The sequence below is a fragment of the Streptomyces sp. NPDC024687 genome, from assembly GCF_055559055.1.
Genome location: NZ_JBVHLJ010000002.1, coordinates 149,864 through 171,031, shown reverse-complemented (window position 1 = coordinate 171,031; position 21,168 = coordinate 149,864). Strand labels below are relative to the sequence as shown.

14 protein-coding genes and 1 pseudogene are annotated in these 21,168 nt (G+C 73.4%); 8 read left to right on the top strand and 7 right to left on the bottom strand.

Annotated elements, in window-relative coordinates:
• The first annotated feature begins 298 nt into the window (after positions 1-298).
• On the top strand, positions 299-1,720 hold the full coding sequence (locus tag ACZ39I_RS07185; protein WP_467243457.1) for a S1 family peptidase: 1,422 nt from the start codon (positions 299-301) through the stop codon (positions 1,718-1,720).
• Positions 1,721-1,901: 181 nt separating this feature from the next.
• Here ACZ39I_RS07185 and ACZ39I_RS07180 read toward each other — a convergent pair whose 3' ends face one another.
• Positions 1,902-4,046: a SpoIIE family protein phosphatase gene (locus tag ACZ39I_RS07180; RefSeq protein ID WP_467243456.1), complete on the bottom strand. Its 2,145-nt coding sequence runs from the start codon at positions 4,044-4,046 to the stop codon at positions 1,902-1,904.
• 281 nt (positions 4,047-4,327) lie between these two features.
• Here ACZ39I_RS07180 and ACZ39I_RS07175 point away from each other — a divergent pair.
• Positions 4,328-4,912 (top strand): annotated as a pseudogene (locus ACZ39I_RS07175) (LuxR C-terminal-related transcriptional regulator); the annotation flags it as partial.
• Here ACZ39I_RS07175 and ACZ39I_RS07170 read toward each other — a convergent pair.
• From ACZ39I_RS07170 to lanKC, 4 genes are all read right to left on the bottom strand, one after another.
• Entirely contained in the window at positions 4,835-6,961 is a 2,127-nt protein-coding gene (locus ACZ39I_RS07170; protein ID WP_467243455.1) for an ATP-binding cassette domain-containing protein, read from the bottom strand. The pseudogene ACZ39I_RS07175 and the gene ACZ39I_RS07170 overlap by 78 nt on opposite strands.
• Positions 6,958-8,679: an ABC transporter ATP-binding protein gene (locus ACZ39I_RS07165; protein WP_467243454.1), complete on the bottom strand. Its 1,722-nt coding sequence runs from the start codon at positions 8,677-8,679 to the stop codon at positions 6,958-6,960. The genes ACZ39I_RS07170 and ACZ39I_RS07165 overlap by 4 nt, the downstream gene beginning before the upstream one ends.
• An 88-nt stretch (positions 8,680-8,767) precedes the next feature.
• Positions 8,768-8,884, bottom strand: coding sequence for a SapB/AmfS family lanthipeptide (locus ACZ39I_RS07160; protein WP_020117173.1), 117 nt, complete (start codon positions 8,882-8,884; stop codon positions 8,768-8,770).
• 60 nt (positions 8,885-8,944) lie between these two features.
• Positions 8,945-11,566: a class III lanthionine synthetase LanKC gene (gene lanKC, locus ACZ39I_RS07155; protein ID WP_467243453.1), complete on the bottom strand. Its 2,622-nt coding sequence runs from the start codon at positions 11,564-11,566 to the stop codon at positions 8,945-8,947.
• 186 nt (positions 11,567-11,752) lie between these two features.
• On the opposite strand from lanKC, the gene ACZ39I_RS07150 reads away from it, so the two are divergent.
• From ACZ39I_RS07150 to ACZ39I_RS07130, 5 genes are all read left to right on the top strand, one after another.
• Positions 11,753-14,209: a SpoIIE family protein phosphatase gene (locus ACZ39I_RS07150; protein WP_467243452.1), complete on the top strand. Its 2,457-nt coding sequence runs from the start codon at positions 11,753-11,755 to the stop codon at positions 14,207-14,209.
• 46 nt (positions 14,210-14,255) lie between these two features.
• Positions 14,256-14,675, top strand: coding sequence for a CBS domain-containing protein (locus ACZ39I_RS07145; RefSeq protein ID WP_467243451.1), 420 nt, complete (start codon positions 14,256-14,258; stop codon positions 14,673-14,675).
• Between the two features lie 155 nt (positions 14,676-14,830).
• Complete coding sequence (locus tag ACZ39I_RS07140; protein ID WP_467243450.1) at positions 14,831-15,007, top strand: hypothetical protein; 177 nt, start codon at positions 14,831-14,833, stop codon at positions 15,005-15,007.
• A 133-nt stretch (positions 15,008-15,140) separates the two neighbouring features.
• Complete coding sequence (locus ACZ39I_RS07135) at positions 15,141-15,419, top strand: hypothetical protein (RefSeq protein ID WP_467243449.1); 279 nt, start codon at positions 15,141-15,143, stop codon at positions 15,417-15,419.
• Positions 15,420-15,786: 367 nt separating this feature from the next.
• The gene (locus ACZ39I_RS07130) at positions 15,787-16,590 is read left to right on the top strand and encodes a class I SAM-dependent methyltransferase (protein WP_467243448.1); all 804 of its coding nucleotides are present in this window, start codon (positions 15,787-15,789) and stop codon (positions 16,588-16,590) included.
• Between the two features lie 53 nt (positions 16,591-16,643).
• On the opposite strand, the gene ACZ39I_RS07125 is transcribed toward ACZ39I_RS07130, so the two are convergent.
• Complete coding sequence (locus ACZ39I_RS07125) at positions 16,644-18,593, bottom strand: glycosyltransferase (protein ID WP_467243447.1); 1,950 nt, start codon at positions 18,591-18,593, stop codon at positions 16,644-16,646.
• Positions 18,594-19,163: 570 nt separating this feature from the next.
• Between ACZ39I_RS07125 and ACZ39I_RS07120 the strand changes: the two genes are divergently transcribed.
• A complete protein-coding gene (locus ACZ39I_RS07120; protein ID WP_467243446.1) occupies positions 19,164-19,664 on the top strand; it encodes a metallophosphoesterase family protein in 501 nt (166 codons plus the stop codon).
• A 324-nt stretch (positions 19,665-19,988) separates the two neighbouring features.
• Here ACZ39I_RS07120 and ACZ39I_RS07115 read toward each other — a convergent pair whose 3' ends face one another.
• Positions 19,989-21,089, bottom strand: coding sequence for an XdhC family protein (locus ACZ39I_RS07115; protein WP_467243445.1), 1,101 nt, complete (start codon positions 21,087-21,089; stop codon positions 19,989-19,991).
• Positions 21,090-21,168: the final 79 nt, after the last annotated feature.

Below are 21,168 nucleotides of genomic sequence, written 5' to 3'. Positions count from 1 at the left end.
GTCGGACCGGCTTGGTGACGACCGACTTGATCAGGACATCCGCACGCGGCGTCGGCGGCGGTCATCAGGGCATGGCCCGACACCGCCCCGCCCGCCCACGCCAACCCCTGTGACCAGTGTTCCCGCCCGCCGCTCACCCGGCACGGCCCGTGGCCGAATCGGCGTGGCAATCGGGGCGTAAAGAAACGGCATTGAACGCCCCGCGCACACCATGCGTACCCATGGCCATCCAGGCGCCCCGAACAACCGACTGCCGTACGGCGGTTACAGACTCCGGTCCCCCAGGAGGTCGAGAAGTTTGAGTCACAAGCGAATTCCGAAGCGCAAGGCCGCATTCGCGGCAGGCACCGTAGTGGCGCTCGGAGCCGCCGCGATCCTGCTGCCCAACGCCAACGCGTCCCAGGACGGCTCGTCGAACGACGCGGCGGCCATCGCGCCGAAGACTCTGAAGGCGACGGACGCCTCGGACCTCGCCTCGCAGCTCGAGCAGGCGCTGGGCGACGCCTTCGCCGGGTCCTACTACGACGCCGACAGCAAGCAGCTCGTCGTGAACGTCATATCCGGCGACAGCAACGTCGTCGTGCAGGCGGAGAAGGCCGGCGCGAAGGTCCGCGAGGTCGAGAACAGCCTCCCCGAACTGGCGGCCGGCGCGAAGACGCTGAAGCAGCAGGCGACCATCCCGGGCACCGCCTGGGCCGTCGACCCGCGCACCAACAAGATCGTCGTGACCGCCGACAGCACCGTCACCGGCGACAAGTGGAACACCCTCGAGTCGACCGTGAAGAGCCTCGGCTCCGACATGGCGACCGTGAAGAAGTCGGCCGGCACCTTCAAGACCTTCGTGTCCGGCGGTGACGCCATCTTCGGCGGCGGCGCCCGCTGCTCGCTCGGCTTCAACGTCACCGCGGGCGACGGCAGCCCCGCCTTCCTGACCGCCGGTCACTGCGGGGTCGCGGCCGAGCAGTGGTCGGACACCCAGGACGGCCAGCCCATCGCCACCGTCGACCAGGCCACCTTCCCCGGCGACGGCGACTTCGCCCTGGTCAAGTACGACGACCCGGCGACCGTGGCGCCCAACGAGGTCAACGTCGGCGGCGGCCAGACCGTCGCGATCAGCCAGGCCGCGGACGCCGAGGTCGGCCTCCAGGTCTTCCGGATGGGCAGCACCACGGGCCTCGCCGACGGCCAGGTCCTCGGACTCGACGCCACCGTGAACTACCCCGAGGGCACCGTCACCGGGCTGATCCAGACCAACGTCTGCGCCGAGCCCGGCGACAGCGGCGGCTCGCTGTTCACCCAGGACGGCTCGGCCATCGGTCTGACCTCCGGCGGCAGCGGCGACTGCACCGTGGGCGGCGAGACCTTCTTCCAGCCGGTCACCACCGCCCTCCAGGCGGTCGGCGCCACGCTCGGCGCGGGTGACGCGGCCGGCGGCGCGGGCGACCAGGCCGGCGGCGAGGAGGCCGGTGCCGGTGCCGGTGAGGAGGCGGGCGCCGGTGGCGACGCCGGGGCCGGTGCGGGCGGCGACGCCAGTGCGAGCCCCGGTGACGAGGCCGGCGCAGGCCAGGAGGTCGGCGGCGAGCAAGCCGGCGGTGACGTGATCGGCGGCGAAGAAGCCGGCAACGGCCAGGAGACCGGTAACGGTCAGGAGATCGGCAACGGCACCGGCGATGCGGCTGGCGACGCTGCCGGCGATGCCGCGGGCCAGTCGCACAACTGACCCCGTCCGTCCCGCACCACACCTTGAACCGGCCGCGTCGGCAGCGGTCCCCCCACACCCGCCGCTGCCGACGCAGGCCTTATGACCACCTCCCGGCCACACCGCGGTTCCGGCCCGGGCAGGTGCAACGGTCCGGCCCTCCGGCGGGAGGGCCGGACCGGCGCGTTGTGCCCCGTCAGCCTCAGCCGCCGGCTCGCAGCAACAGCAGCGCCACGTCGTCGATCCGCTCCCGCGCGGCCGCGCCACGCCGCACGAGTTCGTCGGCCAGCTCGTCGAGCGGACGGTCACCGGCCTCGGCGAGCTGCCGCCCCAGATCGGCAAGCGCGTCCTCGATGTCGACGCCGGGGGACTCGATCAGGCCGTCCGTGTACAGGGCGAGGACGCAACCGGGCGTCAGATTCACCTCCGTCGTCGGGTACACGGCCGAGCTGTCGATCCCCAGCAGCGGACCCCCGGCCAGATCCAGCACCCGCACCCGGCCGTCCGGCCTGCGCAGCAGCGGCGGCGGATGCCCGGCCCGGGCCATGACCGCCCGCCCCCGCTGCGGATCGAGCCGCAGATACAGGCAGCTGGCGAACAGCTCGGCGCCGAGGTCGATCAGTAGCCGGTTGGTCGAGCGCATGACCTCCTCCGGCGACTGGCCGACGGTCGTGTACGCCCGTACCGCCGTCCGGATCTGCCCCATCAGCCCGGCCGCCGTCACGTTGTGGCCCTGCACGTCCCCGATCACGGCGGCCGCCAGCCCGTCCACCGGCACCAGGTCGTAGAAGTCGCCGCCGATGTCCATGCCCTGCGTGGCCGGCAGATAGCGGGCCGCCGCCTCGATGCCGGGCAGCGACGGCAGGGTGTGCGGCAGCAGGGCCGCCTGCAGACCGTGCGCCAACCGGTGCTTGGCGTCGTACAGGACGGCCCGCTCCAGGGCCTGCGCGATCAGCCCGCCCAGGCTCGTCAGTACGGCCCGCTCGTCCGTGGGAAAGGGATGCCGCTCGGCGTAGGCCAGCACGCAGGTGCCCACCGGGCGCCCGGAGGCGATCAGCGGCAGATACGCCCAGGCCGCGAACCCGTCGGGGGTGGCCTGCCGCCCCGGATACAGGCGCTCCAACTGCTCGCGGGACTCGAAGAACGCCGGCACCCCGGTGGTCAGGGCATGGGTGCCCGGTGTCGGCTCGGTCAGCGGCAGTCCGTCGAACCGCTCCACGACCCGCGCGTCGGCATATCCGCGATGCCCGAGCACGTGCAGGCGTCCCGTGCGTGAACCGAGCACGACCAGGGCCTGGCTCCCCACCGCCGGGGCGATCTCGTCCGCCACCAGCTGCACCACGTCCTGCACGCCCACCGCCTCGGTCAGGGCCCCGGCCAGACTCAGCACCTGCGAGATCGTGACCAGCCGGGACGGCGCGTCCCCGGGCTGCGGCCCGGCCCGGTTCATCTCCGCCACCGCCCGGGCCCGGCTGACCCGGACGCTCAGCCCGGTCGTGCTCGGGTACAGCCGGAACGACAGCCAGTCCCCGGGCGGCCGCAGCGCCACGAACGACGTGCTGTGCTGGCTGAGCAGCGCGGCCCGGTAACGGTCCTCGTAGACCGGGTCGTTGAGCCAGGGCACCGCCGCCCACAGCTGCGAGCCCAGCAACCGGGAGACCGGGAGGCCGATCAGCTCGGCCGCCGCGGCGTTGGCGAAGGAGATCCGCCCGTGCAGATCGAGCGAGCACAGTCCGTACGGCAGCCTCGCCACCATCCGCGCCGCCTCCACCGTGCCCAGCGTCCCGGCCGGGCTTCCGACCTGGGCCGCGCCCAGCAGATCCGGTTCGGCGTGCGGCGCCACGCTGTCCTCGATCGCCCGCTCCAGCCGCATCGCGAGCCGCCCGCAGGCCGCGGTCAGATGGTCCCGCTCCCGGTCCGACAGCTCCGGCGGGTGCGAACCGGGCCAGGTCACGAAGACCGCTCCGTACACCTTGGACGAAGTCGCCACCGGCACCGCGGCCAGCGCGAAGGGATACGGCAGCACCACGGCGATCCGCGGATAGCGGCGCGCCATCTCGTGCTCGCCGCCCACCCACACCAGCCGCCGCTCACGCGCCGCCTCGGCCACCGGGATCGGCGCGCTCAGGCCCACCCGTTCCCAGGGTGCGGCGAACGCCCGCGGCAGGCCCGCCATCACCGCCATCTCCAGTACGGGTTCGTCGGCGGCCAGGAGATACACCGCGCCGGAGTGGGCGTGCACCTCGTCCATCATCGACGCCAGCGCGAGGGAGAGCAGCGGCCGTCCGACCCGGGTCCGGGCGCCCGCCGGCGCCGGGGACATATGCCCGTCGGACACGCCGACCACCTCCTCGCAGGGGGCGCGTCCCACAAGGAGCGCGGGCCGCTGTCGCGTGCCGGGTCCCCAGGCATCAAATCTCCACCCTCGGGGCGCGTCCCGCACGGCGAGCGTTTCCGGGTGCGGGCACACGGGTGCCCCTGCGACGGCGAGGACGGCCGCGTACCCCTTCGGTCCAGGACCATGCCCCCACAGTCGAAGCGCGCCACGGCACGCGGGCGCCGCTCGTGCGCCCCCGCGCACCCTGATGGCCAATTCTCCGCGCCCCAGGGCGGTCCGGGACCCGAACAATGGGGCACGCGTTTCATGCCACGGAACCGAGCAGCGTGAGTCGAGGGGGACGAGCAGTGATCCGGGTGCTTCTGGTGCACGACGCGTGTCTGGTGAGATCGGCCCTGGCGGAGTGGCTCCGCCGGGAACCCGACCTCGGGGTGTTCGACACCCCGTGGCACAGCGCGCCCGGCCGTCTGCGTTCCGTACGTCCCGACGTCTGCGCGGCCGACCTCGACTGCTCGGACGCATACGGCATCCCGCCGCTGGGGGAGTTATCGGTGCGCGAGCCGGACCGATGTCCGCCGCGCCTTCTCGTGATGGCCAGCGCCAACCGGCCGGGGCTGCTGAAGCGGGCCGTCGAGGCGGGGGCGCTCGGCTACGTCGACAAGGAGGGGGCGGCGCCCGAGCGGCTCGTGCACGGGATCCGCCGGGTCGCCGAGGGGAAACGTTTCGTCGATGACTCGCTGGGCTTCGGCTTCCTCCAGGCCGCGGAGATGCCGCTGACCAGACGGGAGCTGAGCGTGTTATCCCTCGCGGCCGAGGGCGCCTCCATCGCGGAGATCGCGGGGAACCTGTGCCTGTCCCACGGAACCGTGCGCAACTACATGGCCGCGATCACCCGCAAGACCGGGGCCCGCAACCGCATCGACGCGATCCGGATCTCCCAGGGTCAGGGCTGGCTCTGACCGTTCGGGGGGAACGGCCGTCCAGCCACCGACGAGTTCGCGGTACGCGGGTGAGTCGCGCACCAGCTCCTCGTGGGTGCCGTACGCCGTGCGCGGGCCGTCCATCAGCAGCACGTGGCCGGCGCGGCGGGCCGAGCTGATCCGGTGGGCGACGACCACCAGCGTCGTGCCGGGCCGGTTCGCGAAGGCCCGCTCGGCGCGCTCCTCGGCCCGGGGATCCAGATGGCAGGTGGCCTCGTCGAGCAGGACGAGGGGGGCGGACGACAGATAGGCCCGGGTGAGCGCGACGAGCTGCCGCTCACCGGCGGACAGCGTGGCCGGGTCGACGGTCGCCCGGGGCCCGCCCAGGGCTTCGAGCAGCGGGGTGAGCCCGACCGCCCGGGCCGCCGCGAACAGCTCCGGCTCGGGCACCGGGTCCGCCCTGAGGTGCCCGAGGTTCTCGGCGAGGGTGCCGCTGTGGACGTACGCCTCCTGCGGGATGAGCACGCGCAGCGCGGCCGCGTCGGCGGAGGGCACGGGGTGCCCGCACAGCCGGATCCTTCCGCCGGTGGGCTGGAGGAGCCCGGCGATCAGAGCGGTGAGCGTGGACTTCCCGATCCCGCTGGGGCCTACGACGGCCAGGTGGGCGCCGGGCGGGAGGACGAGGTCGAGGCGGTCGACGACGGGGGTGGCGGCGGGGCCGTAGGCGAAGGAGACGGAGGTGAGGGAGAGGGCGGGGGCGTGCGGGGAGGTGTGGTCTCTCGGGTGCGGTGGGGTGCTCTGCGGGGTGTCGGCGTCTGTGCGGCTGGTGTCGGGGTCGTGGTCTTCCCTGCGTGCCGGAGTGTGTGGAGTGTCGGCTTCGGTGCGGCTGCTACCGGGATCCCGGTCCGTCGTCCGTGCTCCGGTGTGCGGGGCGAGGCGCTGGCGCGGCTCGGCGTGCCGGTCGGCGGCCCGTTCGTCGGTGAGGCGGTCGCCGGTCTCGTCGTCGGGCGTGTCCGACTCCGCGGGAGCGCCTGCGGCCACGGCGATGGTGTCGGCGGCGGGCTCGCGGACCAGTCGCCGGAGGACCACCACCAGCCGGGAGCCGCTCGTGCCCAGGCCGTGGACCAGGTTGCGCAGGGCGGGGAGCAGGGACTGGGTGACGTAGGCGAGGGCGCCGACGAGGGCGCCCGTGGTGACGCCGCGGGCCAGGAGCCAGGGGGCGCAGGCGAGGAGGAGGACGATCGGGAGCTGGCCGCCGACGGCGAGCGAGACCACGCGCAGGACGGACCAGTGGGCGAGGGCGTACGCGGCCCGCTGCTCGGTGCCGACAAGCCGTCCCGTGTCGGCGGCGACCCGGTCCTCCGCACCGGCCGCCGTGATGTCCCGCAGTCCCGGGCAGACCCTGCCGAGACCGTCGGCCAGCGCCTCGTCGGCGACCAGGAACTCCTCCTGGCGGCGGGCCAGCGGCCGCAGAGTCGCCGCGAACAGGCCCAGTCCGGCGGCGAGCGGCGGCCCCACGACCAGCAGGAGCAGCGGGTCGAGCGAGGCCAGTCCGACGGCCGCGCCGACAGCCGTGAACACGAAGGACCGCGACACCATCACCAGCCCGGCGAACGTGTCCCGCGCGATCTCCACCTGCTGGGTCAGCCCGGACAGCGCCCCCGTGTCGGCCTCCCGCACCCCGCGCTCCACCACCCGCCCGACCAGGAGGTCACGGAGCGGCTCGACCAGCGCGGCGACGGCGGCGTACACCCGCACCGTCCCGTACGCACCGACCAGCACCCCGACCGCGGCCACCCCGAGCCAGCCGAGCCCGACGCCGGGCCGCCCGGCCAGAAACCCCTCGTCCAGGGCCCGGGCGGGCGCGTACCCGGTGAGGAAGGTCTGCCCGGTCTCCAGCACGGACCATCCACCGAGCCGGACGAGGACCCGCCACCGGGCCCGCAGGAACCGGAGACCGCGCGTGTAGATCCCGGCACGGTGCCCTGCCGAGCCGTGGCTCATGACGGCCCCCCGTCCCAGCCGTCCGCCCCCTCCGGCCCGCTCCCGAACACCGCCCGGTACTCCGGCGCCCGCCACAGCTCCTCGTGCGGCCCCACTGCCCGTACCCGGCCCCCGTCCAGCCAGGCCACCGCGTCCGCGCGGGCGGCCGTGGCGGTGCGGTGGGCGACGAGCAGGCGGGTGCCGCCCGCCCCGCCGCTCACCAGGGCCTCGGCGATGCGGGCCTCCGTGACCGTGTCGAGGCTGGAGAGGGCGTCGTCGAGGATGAGCAGGCGGCCGCCGTGCGCGAACGCCCGGGCCAGGCCCAGCCGTTGGGACTCCCCGCCGGAGCGCGGTGCGTCGGCGACGAGGGTGTCGTACCCGTCGGGCAGCCGGCGCACGAAGTCGTCCGCGTGGGCCGTGCGGGCGGCCTCCCGGACGCGGGCGGGGGAGCGGGACGGGAGGGCGAGGCCGATCTCCTCCTCGACGGTGCCGCCGAGCAGGGCGGGGCGTTCGAAGGCGTAGCCGATGGCTCGGCGCAGTTCGTCGTGGGTGAGCTCGCGCAGCGGCACCCCGTCGAGCAGGATTTCTCCGGAGTCCGGGTCGGCGAGCCGCCCGGCGAGCGCGGCGAGCAGCGACTTGCCCGCCCCCGACCGGCCCACCACGGCGAGCGTCGTCCCGCCCGGTACGACGAGGTCGACACCGTCGAGCACGGCACGCGCGCCGCGCAGGGCGGTGACGCCGCGCAGTTCGAGGCGGCCCGGACCGGGCGGCAGCCGGCGTTCGCCGTGTCGGACGGGGGACTCCTGGAGGACCTCGTCCAGACGTCCCGCCGCCGCCCGGGCCCTGGCCAGGCCGGCGAGCTGCCCCACCAGGACGCCGACGCCGGCCGCGAGGACCGCGTACCTGGAGGCGGCGAGGACTTCGCCCACGGACACCCGGTGCCGGGCGAGCAGGACCCCGGCCACGGCGACGACACCGAGCTGGAGCAGCGGGGCCACGGCGACGGACTGACCGGAGGCCCGGCCCTGCACCCGCCACATGCGGTGACCGGCCTCGGACAGCTCGGGCAGCGGGCGCAGGATGCGGGCCGTCTCCCGGTCCTCCGTGCCCGCGGCCCGGATGGTGCGGTGGCCGCCGACGGCCTCCGAGAGGGCCTGCGCCATCCGCCCCTGCACCTCCTGGTAGCGCGTCACGCATTCCCGGGTGTCCCGGGCGAAGGCCCGCAGCAGCAGGGCGAGCACCGGCGCTCCGGCCAGGAACACGGTCGCGAGCCAGGGCGAGATGAGCCCGAGGGCCACGACGGCGCCGACCGGTCCGGCGAGCGCGGCGAGCAGGGCGGCGCGGGCGGTCGGTGCCGTGCCGGCCTGTGCGGCGTTGCCGACGAGGCGGGCGACGAGGTCTCCGGGCCCGAAGCGGGCGGTGGCGCGCGGGCCGACGGACAGGACGTGCCGGGTGAGGCGGCGGCGCAGCCAGGCGGTGGTGCTGGCGTCGAGGGTGCCGCCGAGGACGGTCTCCGCCGCATCGAAGAGCGCGATGAGGAGGACCAGTGCGGCGCAGTACAGGATCCAGCGGGTCGCCGGCGCGTGCGCCAGCAGCAGGTCCAGGGTGCGGCCGAGAGCCGCGGGCAGCAGCAGTCCGGCGCCGGTCGCGGCCGTGCTCACCAGGCACAGGACCAGACAGCGGACGGGGGCCGGACCCAGGAGGCCCTGCGCGGCCGGCGTCGAGGTGCGAGTCGTCATACGGCGGCCTTCCCGAGGTGCGCAGGACCCCGGGCGGCCCCTCCCTCGCGGGAGTGGACCGCCCGGAGTCATGGGCGCACGATGTCTGTCAGAGACAGAGCGTGACGCTCGCGGCGCTGACGCAGGACAGCAGGCTCAGGGTGCTGTTGCCGCCGCCGCCGGTGTGCTCGTCGGACTCCATCGTCTGCAGGTCGAGAAGTGCCATCTCGGTTTCCTTTCCTCGGTGTCGTCCACCCGTGGGGACGGGGTTGGGTTCACGGCTCCGTCACATCGCGGAACCGCGTTCTGTGGGCCGCCCGAGCGGCGGCAGGAACGGCAGGTGTGCGGTTGTCGGGTCGCCGGGGGCCGCGTGGGCCGCGCCGAGCGCGAGCAGGCACCCTGCCGTTCCGGTGCCCAGGTCCATCGACAGCCGCATCATCTGGTGGCCGGGGAAGGCCAGTTGGCCCTGGTAGTCCATCGAGAACCAGCCGAGCCCGTCGATCTGTTCTGCGAGCCGTTCGCGGGTCGCGCCAGGGGTGTCCGTGCGCGCGAGGTGCAGGATCATCCCCGCACGGCCCTGGAAGAGACCGGGCTGGACGTAGAAGCGGCTGGTGGCGGCGGTCAGCACGCCGGCCCGGGCCCGCTCGAACTCGCCCTCGGTGTCGGCGCCCTGGGCGAGGTAGTCGTCCAGGACCATTCCGATGCCGGCGCTTCCCTCGCCGAGGTAGGGCAGTGTCCGCCAGCCCTCGTCGACCTCCAGCGAGCCGCCCGGATGCGCCACGCAGCACTCCAGGTCCCTGCGCAACGCCACCTCGGCCGCCCTCAACAGCAGGGGTTCACCGGTGTGTTGGTACTGCCGCAGCAGGAACAGCGCGGGCCCGGTCCAGCCCCGCAGCAGCCCGGCCCGGCGCCGCCTGGGGGTGTCCGCGAGAGGCTGCGCGAGGCGTCGTACGAGGACGTCGGCGGCCTCGGCGGCACGCTCCCGTAGCTCCGACTCGCCTGTCGTGCGGGCCAGTTCACCGAGGACCAGGCCGAGCCCGGCCAGGCCGCCGTGCAGGTCGGCGGAGAGGTTCTGCCAGCGTTCCGCGAGGACCCGCTCGACCAGGTCGAGGGCGCGCTGCCGGTGGCCGAGCCGGTCCAGGACGTGGGCGACGCCCGCGAGACCGTCGTAGAGCCCGAGCGGAGTGCCCGTCGGCGGGGGAGCGGTGCGGGCCAGGAGCCAGCGCTCGCCCTCCTCGTACCGCTCCGCGCCGACCGCGTCCAGCGCGTACAGCACTCCGGCCGCGCCGTGCGCGAGCCCGAGGCCGCCGCCGTCGTTGAACTGCGTGATGTCACCGGGGAAGAGCCGGTCCTCGCGCTCGGGGGTGGCCGAGGCGAGGAGAGCCTTCACCATGGAGTCGCGGCTGTGCGGCCAGTCGCCCGGTTCGACGAAGGACGGCGTGGCCTCGACACGGACGGCCGTACGCTCACCGCCGGTGTCCCGGGTGATCTCCGCGACCGCCTCGTCGAGGAACTCCTTGGGCACGTCCGGGAACTGACGCAGGATCACCTCGGCCAGATGGGCCGCCTTGCCCCGGTCCACCACGAACAGCGTGGTCACCGGCAGGAACAGGGCGATCCTGAGACAGGCCAGGGCGTAGCGGTCGACGTCGATGCCCTTGCGGTCCGGCGGGGCGAAGAAGCCGGGGTGGGCGACGACCTGGCGGCCGTTCTCCTCGACCGGCGCCGCCGCCTCGAAGTCCAGCAGGGAGACCGACTCTTCGTCGGGGCCGACCATGATGTTGAAGACGTGCAGGTCGTTGAAGACGATCCCGCGCGCGTGCACCGCCTCCACGGCCCGTTCCACCGCCCCGTGGATCCGCACCGCCCACGCCGTGTAGTCGGCGACGGCCTGCGGATCGGGGTCCGGGGTGAGCAGCGGATGCCGTTCGGCGAAGAACGAGTTCAGCGGGCGCCCCTCCAGGAAGTCCATGACGAGGAAGCGGTGGTCGCCGAGGGTGAACCAGTCCCGCACCTCGGGCACCACACCCGTCCCCGCCACCTGCTCCAGGGCGTCCTTCTCCCGCTCCAGCCGGGCGATCGCGTCCGCCCCGTCGGCGGCCAGTCCCGCGTGCGGCCGGCCCTCCTTCAGGACGACCTTGCGCCCGTCGCGGGTGTCGGTGCCCGTGTAGACCCCGCCGCCGTTGGAGAAGTGCAGCGCCTTCTCGATCTTGTACGGCAGCTCGCCGACCGTCGTGGTGTTGCGCGCCTCCAGATGCGGCTCCAGGAAGGCGGGCAGCGTCACCCACTCGGGCACCTGGAAGGACGGCTCCCGCCGGTCCGGCACCAGCGTGCCCTCGCCGTCCCGCACCGCCGGCACCAGCGAGCCCCGGTCGTCGACGACGAAGGTGCGCGCGAACGCGCCGTAGCGGACATAGAGCGGGCCCTCGTGCCAGCGCAGATCGGTGAGGATGTACGGCCCCTCGAAGCCCTCCAGGAGCCCGCCCAGCTCACGGAGCACGTCGTGCAGCTGCTCCTCGTCGGCCGGGTAGATCGTGACGAACTTGCCGCTGGTGTCGCGGGCCGCGTACTTGGTGTTGCGCAGGTGCAGCAGATGCGGGCCCGGCACGAACTTGAACGCGATGCGCCGGGGCACGCAGTAGTCCCACACGATCGCCGCGATCCGCTCCGCGTTCGCCCGGGTGGCCGAGGCGTGGATCTTCCAGCCCTGCGACGGACCCGGCGCCGGCTTTCCGTCCGGGCCGAGCGGCGTGAGCGTCAGCCAGTCGCCGATGCGTGCCGCGTCCCAGCCGTCCGGCACCGCGCGGCGCGCCGTCTCGTAGACGGGCGCCTCACCGGCCGAGATCCGGTCGGGCGTCTCGTAGAAGTGTCTGTCGGCGAGCGCGTACACCTCGTAGCGCTTGTCCATGCGTCCCCCTCCTTGGCCCACCACAGAGCCTTCCAGGGGGCCACGGCCACGGACAGTCACGGCTGTCACGAGATCACCGTGCGAAACGCATGCGTCAAGAAGTGTTCGAAGGGATTCGAGCACGGCCGCCGCGGTCGCTCCACGGAACGCTCACAGGGGCTGCGCACGTGCCGTATTAGCGCTCTAATGGCGAACGTGGTGAGTGAGGGCGCTGCGGGCCGCAGAACGAGAGCGTTGCGTGCCGAAAATGCCCTGACATCGATCACGGACGGTCCCGAATCGCCGGAACGGCTGCGCCGCGTCCTCGAACAGGCGCTGGTCTTCGCCGGGGCGACACTCGCCGCCGTGTACACGCCCGGTGAGGACGGGGACGTGCTGTACCTCGTCGAATCGGCCGGTGTCCCCCGGACGGTCTACGGGCTGCGCGACAGCTATCCCGGCTCCGGCGGCTCCCCACCCGCCGACGCGCACCGCTCGGGCCGGCCACTCTTCCTCGGCCCGGAGGAGCTCGCCGCCTGGGCGGAGTCCCGCAGGGTGGCCCGGCGCGACTTCCACCTGGCCGTGCTGCCCGCGCACGGCGACGACGGAAAGGCCTGTCTCGTCGCCGTCGGCGAGGACCCGCACGGTTTCGACGACGAGGACCGCAAGTGCCTCGAACTGATCGCCGACGCGATCGTCTGCCCCCTGCCCGTGGCCGTCCTGGAGGGCGCGGAACTCGGCTCCCACGCGTTCAGCCTCGCCATGGACACCGGCCGGGTCGAGGTCGGCGACGGGCTCCTGGAGCTGTTCGGCATGAGCCGGGCCGCCTTCGACGGCAAGATCGAGACCCTGCTCGGCCTGACCGTCCCCGAGGACCTGCCCTCGCTGATGTCCCTGTTCGAGGCCGGTCACATGTCCATCGGCGACCGCGAGCTGGAGTTCCGCATCCTCCAGCCCACGGGGCCGCCCAAGTGGCTCAGGCTGCGGGGCCGCATGCTGGCCGGCGGCGAGGGCCGCCCCGCCCGGCTCGTGGGCACCGTCGCCGACGCCTCCACCCTGCGCTCCGACGTCACCGACGTGGCCCGCGTCCAGCGCCTGGCCGCCGCCCTCTCCATGGCCGGCACCGTCCGCGACGTCAGCCAGGCCGTCGTCTCCGCCCTCCGCGCCCCGCTCAGGGCCGACCGCATCGCCCTCGCCGAGCTGGAGAACGACCGGCTCGTCGTCACCGTCCTCGACCCGCCCGAACCGGAGTCCTGGCCCGAGCTGTGGCGCCTGGAGTGGCGCAGCGAGTGGCCCGAGGCACCCGTACGGGCCATGCCCACCCTGGCCACCGCCCTGCGCGAGGGCCGCGCCCAGATCTGGCCCGCCGGGACCGTCCTCGAACCCGCCCTCGCCGACGTCGGCCCCGGCGGCCTCGCCGTCCTGCCGCTGCCCGCCGCGGGCCGCATGGCCGGCGCCTGCCTCATCGGCTGGGACACCCCGCACCACTTCGACCCGGACGAACGCGCCCTGCTCACCGCCTCCGCCGGCCTCGCCGGGCAGGCCCTGATGCGCGCCCACGCCCTCGACGCCGAGCACGAACTCGTCGGCATGCTGCAGCGCCAGCTGCTGCCCCGCCGGCTGCCCAAACTGCCCGGCGCGGTCGCCGTCGCCCGCTATCTGCCCAGCACCGCGGGCCTGGAGCTCGGCGGCGACTGGTACGACGTGATCCCGCTGCCCGACCACCGGGTCGGCCTGGTCATCGGCGACGTCCAGGGACACAGCGCCGCCGCCGCGACCCTCATGGGCCAGATGCGCACCGCGCTGCGCGCCTACGCCGTCGAGGGCCATCCCCCGGACGTCGTCGTCGCCCACGCCAACCGGCTCCTCATGGACCTGGAGACCGACCTCTTCGTCACCTGCACCTATGTGGACATCGACATGGAGGAGGGCACCGCCTGGTGCGTGCGGGCCGGCCACCTGCCGCCGGTGCTGCGCCACCCGGACGGCACCACGGAGATCGTCGAGTCCGACGGCGGCCCCCCGCTCGGCGTGGTCGCCCAGGCCGACTTCCCGATGACCCCGCTGCGGCTGCGGCCCGGCACCCTGATCGCCCTGACCACCGACGGACTCGTGGAGTCCACCGAGGCCGACATCGACGAGGGCATGGCCCACTTCGCCCACGGGCTGGCCGTCTCCGACCCGGCCCACCTCGGCCTCGTCGCCGACGCCCTGCTCGGCGGCGCCCGCCGCAGTGACGACGTCGCCCTGCTCCTGCTGCGCTACGACGGCATGGCCACCCACCCGCTCAGGGAGGGCTGGACCGTCTGGCGGGTCCCCGAGGCCGCCCGGCACGCCCGCCGCTTCACCCGGCGCACCCTGCGCGTGTGGGGCGTCCCCGAGGACGCCATGGACACCGCCCTGCTCGTCGTCTCCGAACTCGTCACCAACGCCCTCGTGCACACCGGCGGCCAGGTCCGCCTCGACCTCACCCTCGTCGGCACGCGGCTGCGCGTCTCCGTCTCCGACACCTCGCCCCGGACCCCCGCCAAGCCCACCAACATCGGCTGGGAGGCCACCGGAGGACGCGGCATCCTCCTCGTCGAGGCCGTGTCGGCGGCCTGGGGCAGCGTCCCCGTCAGCGGCGGCAAACAGGTGTGGAGCGAGATCGCACTGGACGCCTGAGGAGGGGTACCCGGGACGGACCATCCCCGCAGCAGAGAGGTACGTCATGACTCAGCACGTCAGCGACATCATGACCAGCGCCCCGGCCACCGTGGAGCCGCAGACCTCCGTGACGGCCGTCGCCAGGATCATGCGCGACCAGGACCTCGGCGCCGTCCTGGTCACCGACGGCGACGAACTGCGCGGCCTGGTCACCGACCGCGACCTCGTCGTGCGCTCACTCGCCGGGGGCGGCGACCCGGAAAAGACCACCGTGGCCGACGCGTGCAGCGACGACCTGGTGACCGTCACACCCGAGGACGACCTGGACCACGCGATCGAGCTCATGCGCGAGCACGCCGTGCGCCGGATCCCGGTCGTCGACCACGGCCACGCCGTCGGCATCGTCTCCCTCGGCGACACGGCCATGGAACGCGATCCCGGATCGGCCCTGGGCGACATCAGCGTGGCACGGCCCAACACCTGAGCCCGGCGGGCCGGTTCGGTCCGCCGTCAAGTTCCGGTGCCTCGGATCCTCGGCGAATGTGTGTGCGGGGGCGAGGGGTCGACGGGCCTCCCGGTCCGTTTGTCCCGCGCCCCCCTGGGGACCCGGGGGGCAGCATGGAAGGACGGTGAACCGCCGTGACCCCGCAGACCGTTGAGAAATCCGTCGCACGCCGGCCCGAGACGGGCTGGTCCAGGGCCCGCCGCCTGCAGAGCAAGGGCGACCTCCGGACCTGCCTGCCCGCGGTCGAGGACCCGGTCGGACCCACCACGGCACACACGGGAGAGGGCAACATCTTCCGCGGCGAGGACTGAGCCCCCGCGCCGAGCCACCGCACCGCGGTACGTCTCCACCGCCATGCCGTCCGGCCGCCGCTCGGCGCCCCAGGGCGCTGGAACCACCCCCCGCCATGACGGATCCCTCCGGATCCGGGCTATGGTGACGCAGATGAAGGCTCTCGTGCTGTCCGGCGGGGCCGGTCCCCGGTCGCGGCCGATCACGCACACGCCGCCCGCACAACCGGTGCCCGTCGCCCACCGGGCCGTCCTGTCCGACGGCCCGCAACCCATCGCCGTCTCGGAGACCCGCCGGGTCCGAGTGATCCTCGGCGAGCATCTGTTCACGCCGGTCGTCCATGACGCCGTACGGCCCGTCGAGCCGTACGGGCGCGCCGAGTTGGAGATTCTCCACGCCGTCCGGCAGCGCAAGGCGCAGACCGTTTCATGAGCCTCCTCGCCGCCGACCACCTGTGCGCCGATGGGCCCGGTACCGCCGCCCGCACCCGGAGGACCGCCCTCCGCCTTTCCGCACTTTGCACGCCTTTTCCCTCAGGATCATGCTCCTCGGCGCGAAGTCCTGTCATGGGGAGCTCACAGCAGGTATGTTCCACGGAACCGGTTGAATGTTCCGGCACCTCGGCCGACCCGGACCGGGGCGGCCCTACCAGCAGCGGGGCCTGCAAAGGGCCCGCACCACGCGCCGCCCACAGCGCCCTAGGGCACGACCGGTGGACGGGGGTCGCGTCGGCCTCGCACCGGGACCGGCGGTCCGCCCTGCACGAAGCACTGACACACATCCGCAAGGAGATTTCCCAGTGAAACGTCACGAGTTCCTGCGGGGGCTCCACAAAGCCAGCGCGAACCGCAACTACCTGGAGATCGGCGTCAACGACGGCCGCAGCCTGACGTTCTCCCGGGTACCGAGCATCGCGATCGACCCGGCGTTCAAGGTGGTCTCGGAGATCCGCTGCGACGTCCACCTGGCGAAGGCCACCAGCGACGACTTCTTCGCGCGGGAGAACCCGCTGCAGCACCTCAAGGGCGGCCGTCACCCGCTGCGCAACATCGTCCGCAACCGCAGCCCGTTCGGCTACTGGAAGGACGTCACGCTCGACCTGGCGTTCATCGACGGCATGCACCTGTTCGAGTACGCGCTGCGCGACTTCATCAACGTCGAGAAGTACGCGGACTGGGCAAGCGTGATCGTCTTCGACGACATGCTGCCGCGCAACGTGGACGAGGCGGCCCGCGACCGGCACACCAATGCCTGGACCGGTGACGTCTACAAGGTTATCGAGGTCCTGAACCGCTACCGGCCCGACCTGGTGACGGTCCTGGTCGACACCGAGCCCACCGGGCAGCTCGTGGTCTTCGGCGCGGACCCGACCAACACGGTGCTCAAGGACAAGTACGACGAGATCATCGCGGAGTTCGTGGTTCCCGACCCGCAGAAGGTGCCCGAGACGGTCCTGGAGCGGACCGTGGCGATCAAGCCCGAGACGCTGATCGAGGCTCCCTTCTGGAAGGCCCTGGTGAACGCCCGCAACCGCGGCAGCAAGCGGGAGCGCAGCTGGGAGCACCTGCGCACCAGCCTGAAGCAGCTCAGCGACGCCGGCTGAGCTACGTGCGGTGAGCCGGGGAGGACGCGTCCGCGTCCTCCCCGGATCTGCTTCTACCTGCCGCGCGCCCTGAGCCGCCTGGCCAGTTTCCCGGCCAGCCGTCTGGCCCTGCGGACCAGCGGCTGTCCGACGGCGGGCCGGGGCGGGCGCACGGCCACGACCTGGACCCCGCCGCCCTGCACCCGCAGCTCGAACGGCAGCGGATGGAAGCGGGGCTCCTCGGCGTCGGGCGCCGGGCTCAGCGCGACCCGCCAGGCCCCTCCGGTCAGGTCGCCGACCGGCAGCACCGCCTCCAGCAGGGCCGCGGAGTCCCTGGGGTGCAGCGTGCCTGCCACCTTCACGGGCGCGGCGCCGGATCCACGGGTGAGCTCGAGCAGCACCGGCGTGTCACCGGGCACGTGGAACGGCACCGGCACCTCGACGCGGTCACCGGTGACGGTGACCTCCCCGGAGGCGATCTGCCCGAGGGCCAGACGCTTGCTCGCGGTGTCCACGTCCAGGGCGAGAGTGCCCTGCTTCGCGGTCCAGTACGGCAGCACGACGCGGCCGCCCGCCACACCGGCGTCCGCGGCCGTCCGCCCCCGGAGGGAGACCGGGCCCAGCCGGGACTGCTTGGTCCAGCCGCCGAGCTTGATGCGGACGAACACGTCCCACAGTCCGGCGTCGAGGGGGCCGCCGTCGGCCGCGGTGGCCGGGTCCAGGGCCGCCGTGCCCCGCAGCACCAGCCGCACCCGGCCGTCCTCGCCCGGGACGGTGTCCCGGGTGAACTCCACCGGCTGGAAGTACTGGGCGGAGCTGGCACGCTCCTGCAGCAGCACTTCGACCGTGGCGCGCTTGAAGCCGGCCACACTGTGGGCGCCGACCCAGTCCACGGCCTGTGCGACGGTGGCCGGCGGCTCGGTGAGCGGGGCGGTGCTGCCCTCGGCGGGGAAGGTCATGGGCGTACCGCGGGAGGCGAGCTCGGCGGACAGGCCGACGCGCAGCACACCGCCGTCCCACTCGACGCCGTCCGGCTCGATGAGGGAAGCGACGGAGGCTTCCCACTCGGCGAACGCGACCAGGTCCTCGAGCCGGCCGTCGGCGATGAGCGCGGCGACGACCTGCTGGGTGGGCTGGAGGCCGGCCGCGACACCGGGCCCGAAACGCTCGACGACCACCCCGCGGATCTCGGTGAAGAGCTCCTTGCGGTAGTCCTCGGGCGCGGCGAGCAGCCGCCTGCCGCGCATCCGCTCGACCATCTCGTTGCGCAGCCAGCGACGGAACAGCCGGTCGCGGGCGGGACCCGGTTCGGTGTACTTCTCCACGACGTCGAGCGCCTCGCGCAGGTTCGCGAAGTAGCCCACCGGGTCGAAGCGCTGGAAGCCCGCGTTCGAGGCGTCGTCACGCTTGAGGTGGTAGTAGCAGACGTAGTCGCTGAGCACGGAGACGTTGTCCGCGCGCAGATACGCCTCCGTGACGAAGACGTGGTCCTCCAGCCGGCGCCTGCCCTCGGGGAAGCGCAGACCGATCCGGTCGAGGAAGGCCCGCCGGAACATCTTGTGCGGGGTCAGGCTGTCGATCAGCGGGGCGTTGTCGACGGTGGCGCGCGGATGGTTGCGGCGGAACAGCTCCACCGGAACGCCCCGCCCCTTGCCGGCCATCTTGCCCACGACCACGTCGGCGCCGTTGGCGACCGCGTAGTCGTACATCCGCTCCAGGGCCTCGTCGCCGAGGTAGTCGTCGTTGTCGACGAACATGACGAACTCGCCCTGGGAGGCGGCGATCCCGACGTTGCGGGGCTTGCCCGACCAGCCCGAGGCCTCCTGGTGGATGACCGTCATGTTCGCGACCTCGGCGGCCAGCGCGTCGAGCCGGGCCGGCGTGTCGTCGGTCGAACCGTCGTCGACGAAGATCGCCTCGAACTCGTCCGGGGGCAGGGACTGCCTGCGCAGCGAGGCGATGCAGTCCTCGATGTAGTTCCCCGGGTTGTAGACGGGGATGACGACGCTGACCTTGACCGGCATCGGTGTCCGGACTCCTTGGGTGGCTTGTGGCTTGCGTCACGGATCGACGCTTTGTGCGCCGATGTTATCGGCGACGGGTAAGTGCCGTGTCAGCAGGCCGTCTTGGCGGCGCTCGCCGGGACGGTCCGGGTGACCGCCGGACGAGTCTTCCATGTGCGGCCCGCGAGTGCCCGCCTTTGCGGCCCGTTCGCGCACGGCCCGCCCGTGCCAGGGAGTCCCGGTCGGCCCGGGCGGCGGGGACGATGCACGGGTCGGCGGCGGAGGCTTGGTCAGCGGGGTGGTTGTCGCGGCCGTCCAGCCAAGGGGTCGCGGACACGCGCGGGGGTGGGCCACCGAGGAGCTGACCGCCGGCATTGCGCCCGTCGGGTGCTTCCGCACTGGGCCCTCGCTACCGCCCCTGCGTCCACGTCATTCCCCCCGCCGACCACACCCATGGGGGCGCCACCGACCACCTCCGGGCAGACCTGCGCGAGGCCGAAGAGGTCGCCGCAACCGGAGTCATCCAGCTGACCGAGTGGCGCGCCGCCCATGTGGCGCGGGGCCGGCCGCAAGCCCCTCTAGGGTGGTCCTGTGCGCCTGCTGCTGATGTCCGACACCCACCTCCCCAAGCGCGCCAAGCAGCTCCCGGCCCCGCTGCTCGCCGAACTCCCGCGTGCCGACGTCGTGTTCCACGCCGGCGACTGGGTCGACACCGCCACCCTCGACCTGCTGGAGAGCCGCAGCGCACGGCTCGTCGCGGTCTACGGCAACAACGACGGGCCCGAGCTGCGCGCCAGGTTGCCCGAGGTGGCGTACGCCGAAGTGGGCGGCCTGCGCTTCGCCGTCGTCCACGAGACGGGCGCCGCCCAGGGACGCGAGGCCCGCTGCGCCGCCCGCTACCCCGACACCGACGTCCTGGTCTTCGGCCACAGTCACATTCCCTGGGACACCACCGCCCCCGGCGGACTGCGGCTGCTCAACCCCGGCTCGCCGACCGATCGCCGCCGCCAGCCCCGCTGCACCTACATGACGGCCACGGCGGCTGACGGGCGCCTCCAGGACGTGGAACTGCACCGGCTGCCCCAGCGCTGACCGCCGTTCCGGCTCGCGCTCCTGGCCCGCGCCGGGACCCCTTCAGGGTTCGCCGATCTGCTGCCGGCCTTCCTCTGTTGCCGGGCGCGCTCACACCGACCCATCGGCACTCATGGATCCGGGCCGCTCCGCGTAGCGGAAAGCGGCCCGGACGCTGCGAGTGTGCGCTTTCACGGACCTCCTTCCCGATCGGAGGCGGGGTGAGGGTTCGGAAACCCTCTCCGGCTGCTCGCCGCGTACCCCTTCGAGCGCGGCTCACACGCGCCGCTTCCGCCTTCTTCGTACAGCGACCTTCACCGAGCCGGCACTCCCGCCAGGCGGGCTTCACGAAGGCGGATGGATCGCCCCCGCCGTCGCCGTCAGCGGGGCACCGCTGCCGCCCCAGCGCAGTGCCACGATCTCGGCGGCCACCGACACGGCGACCTCCTCCGGCGTACGGGCTCCGAGGTCGAGGCCGACCGGCGAGCGCAGCCGGGACAGCTCGGCCTCGGACAGCCCCGAGTCGGTCAGCCGCTTCAGCCGGTCGTCGTGGGTACGGCGGCTGCCCATCGCCCCGATGTACGCGGCGGGCCGGCGCAGCGCCACCTCCAGCAGGGGCACGTCGAACTTCGGGTCGTGGGTCAGGACACAGATCACGGTGCGTTCGTCGGTGGCGGTGCCGCCGAGGTAGCGGTGCGGCCAGTCCACGACGACCTCCACGCCCTCCGGGAAGCGCTTCGGCGTGGCGAAGACCGGGCGGGCGTCGCACACGGTGACCCGGTAGCCGAGGAAGGCGCCGATCCGGGCGACCGCGGCCGCGTAGTCGATCGCGCCGAAGACCAGCATGCGGGGCGGCGGGGCGAAGGAGTGCAGGAAGACCGTGACCGCGTCCTCACGGCGCTCCCCGCGCGGGCCGTAGTGTCGCAACCCCGTTGCACCCAGCGCGAGTTCGCCGCGTGCGTCGGCGGTGACCGCCACGTCCAGGCCCGTGGTGCCGAGGGTGCCCGCGACGCGGTCCGGCCACACGGCCAGCGTGGCACCGCGGGGTGCGGGGCCGTCGGTCACCGTCGCCACGGTCACCGGGCGGCCCGCGGCGACCGACTCCGCGATCTCGCTGAACGCGGGATCGAGGGCGGCCGTCACGGGCCGTACCAGAAGGGTGATCTCCCCGCCGCAGGTCAGCCCCACCGCGAACGCGTCCTCGTCGCTGTACCCGAAGGTCTCCAGACGGGCCTCGCCGCTCGCCACGACCTCCTGCGCCAGTTCGAAGACGGCCCCCTCGACACAGCCGCCGGACACACTGCCGACGACCTCGTCGTCCGGGCCCACGGCCATGGCCGCGCCGGGGTCGCGCGGCGCGCTGCGGCTCGTCGAGACGACCGTGGCCAGGCCGAACGGCGTCCCTGCCGTGTACCAGCCGTTCAGCACCGGGAGGATGTCACGCATCCTCGGCTCCTTTCGCCACCGCCCTCCCCGGTCCCTTATCGGACGACCCCTACCCGGAAAAGCTGAAACTTACTCATCA

What these genes read in the sequence shown, in the direction of transcription:
- ACZ39I_RS07170 (WP_467243455.1), bottom strand. Translation starts at nt 6,961, where the DNA reads ATGAGCCACGGCTCGGCAGGGCACCGTGCCGGGATCTACACGCGCGGT.
- ACZ39I_RS07165 (WP_467243454.1), bottom strand. Translation starts at nt 8,679, where the DNA reads ATGACGACTCGCACCTCGACGCCGGCCGCGCAGGGCCTCCTGGGTCCG.
- ACZ39I_RS07160 (WP_020117173.1), bottom strand. Translation starts at nt 8,884, where the DNA reads ATGGCACTTCTCGACCTGCAGACGATGGAGTCCGACGAGCACACCGGC.
- lanKC (WP_467243453.1), bottom strand. Translation starts at nt 11,566, where the DNA reads ATGGACAAGCGCTACGAGGTGTACGCGCTCGCCGACAGACACTTCTAC.
- ACZ39I_RS07150 (WP_467243452.1), top strand. Translation starts at nt 11,753, where the DNA reads ATGGCGAACGTGGTGAGTGAGGGCGCTGCGGGCCGCAGAACGAGAGCG.
- ACZ39I_RS07145 (WP_467243451.1), top strand. Translation starts at nt 14,256, where the DNA reads ATGACTCAGCACGTCAGCGACATCATGACCAGCGCCCCGGCCACCGTG.
- ACZ39I_RS07135 (WP_467243449.1), top strand. Translation starts at nt 15,141, where the DNA reads ATGAAGGCTCTCGTGCTGTCCGGCGGGGCCGGTCCCCGGTCGCGGCCG.
- ACZ39I_RS07125 (WP_467243447.1), bottom strand. Translation starts at nt 18,593, where the DNA reads ATGCCGGTCAAGGTCAGCGTCGTCATCCCCGTCTACAACCCGGGGAAC.
- ACZ39I_RS07115 (WP_467243445.1), bottom strand. Translation starts at nt 21,089, where the DNA reads ATGCGTGACATCCTCCCGGTGCTGAACGGCTGGTACACGGCAGGGACG.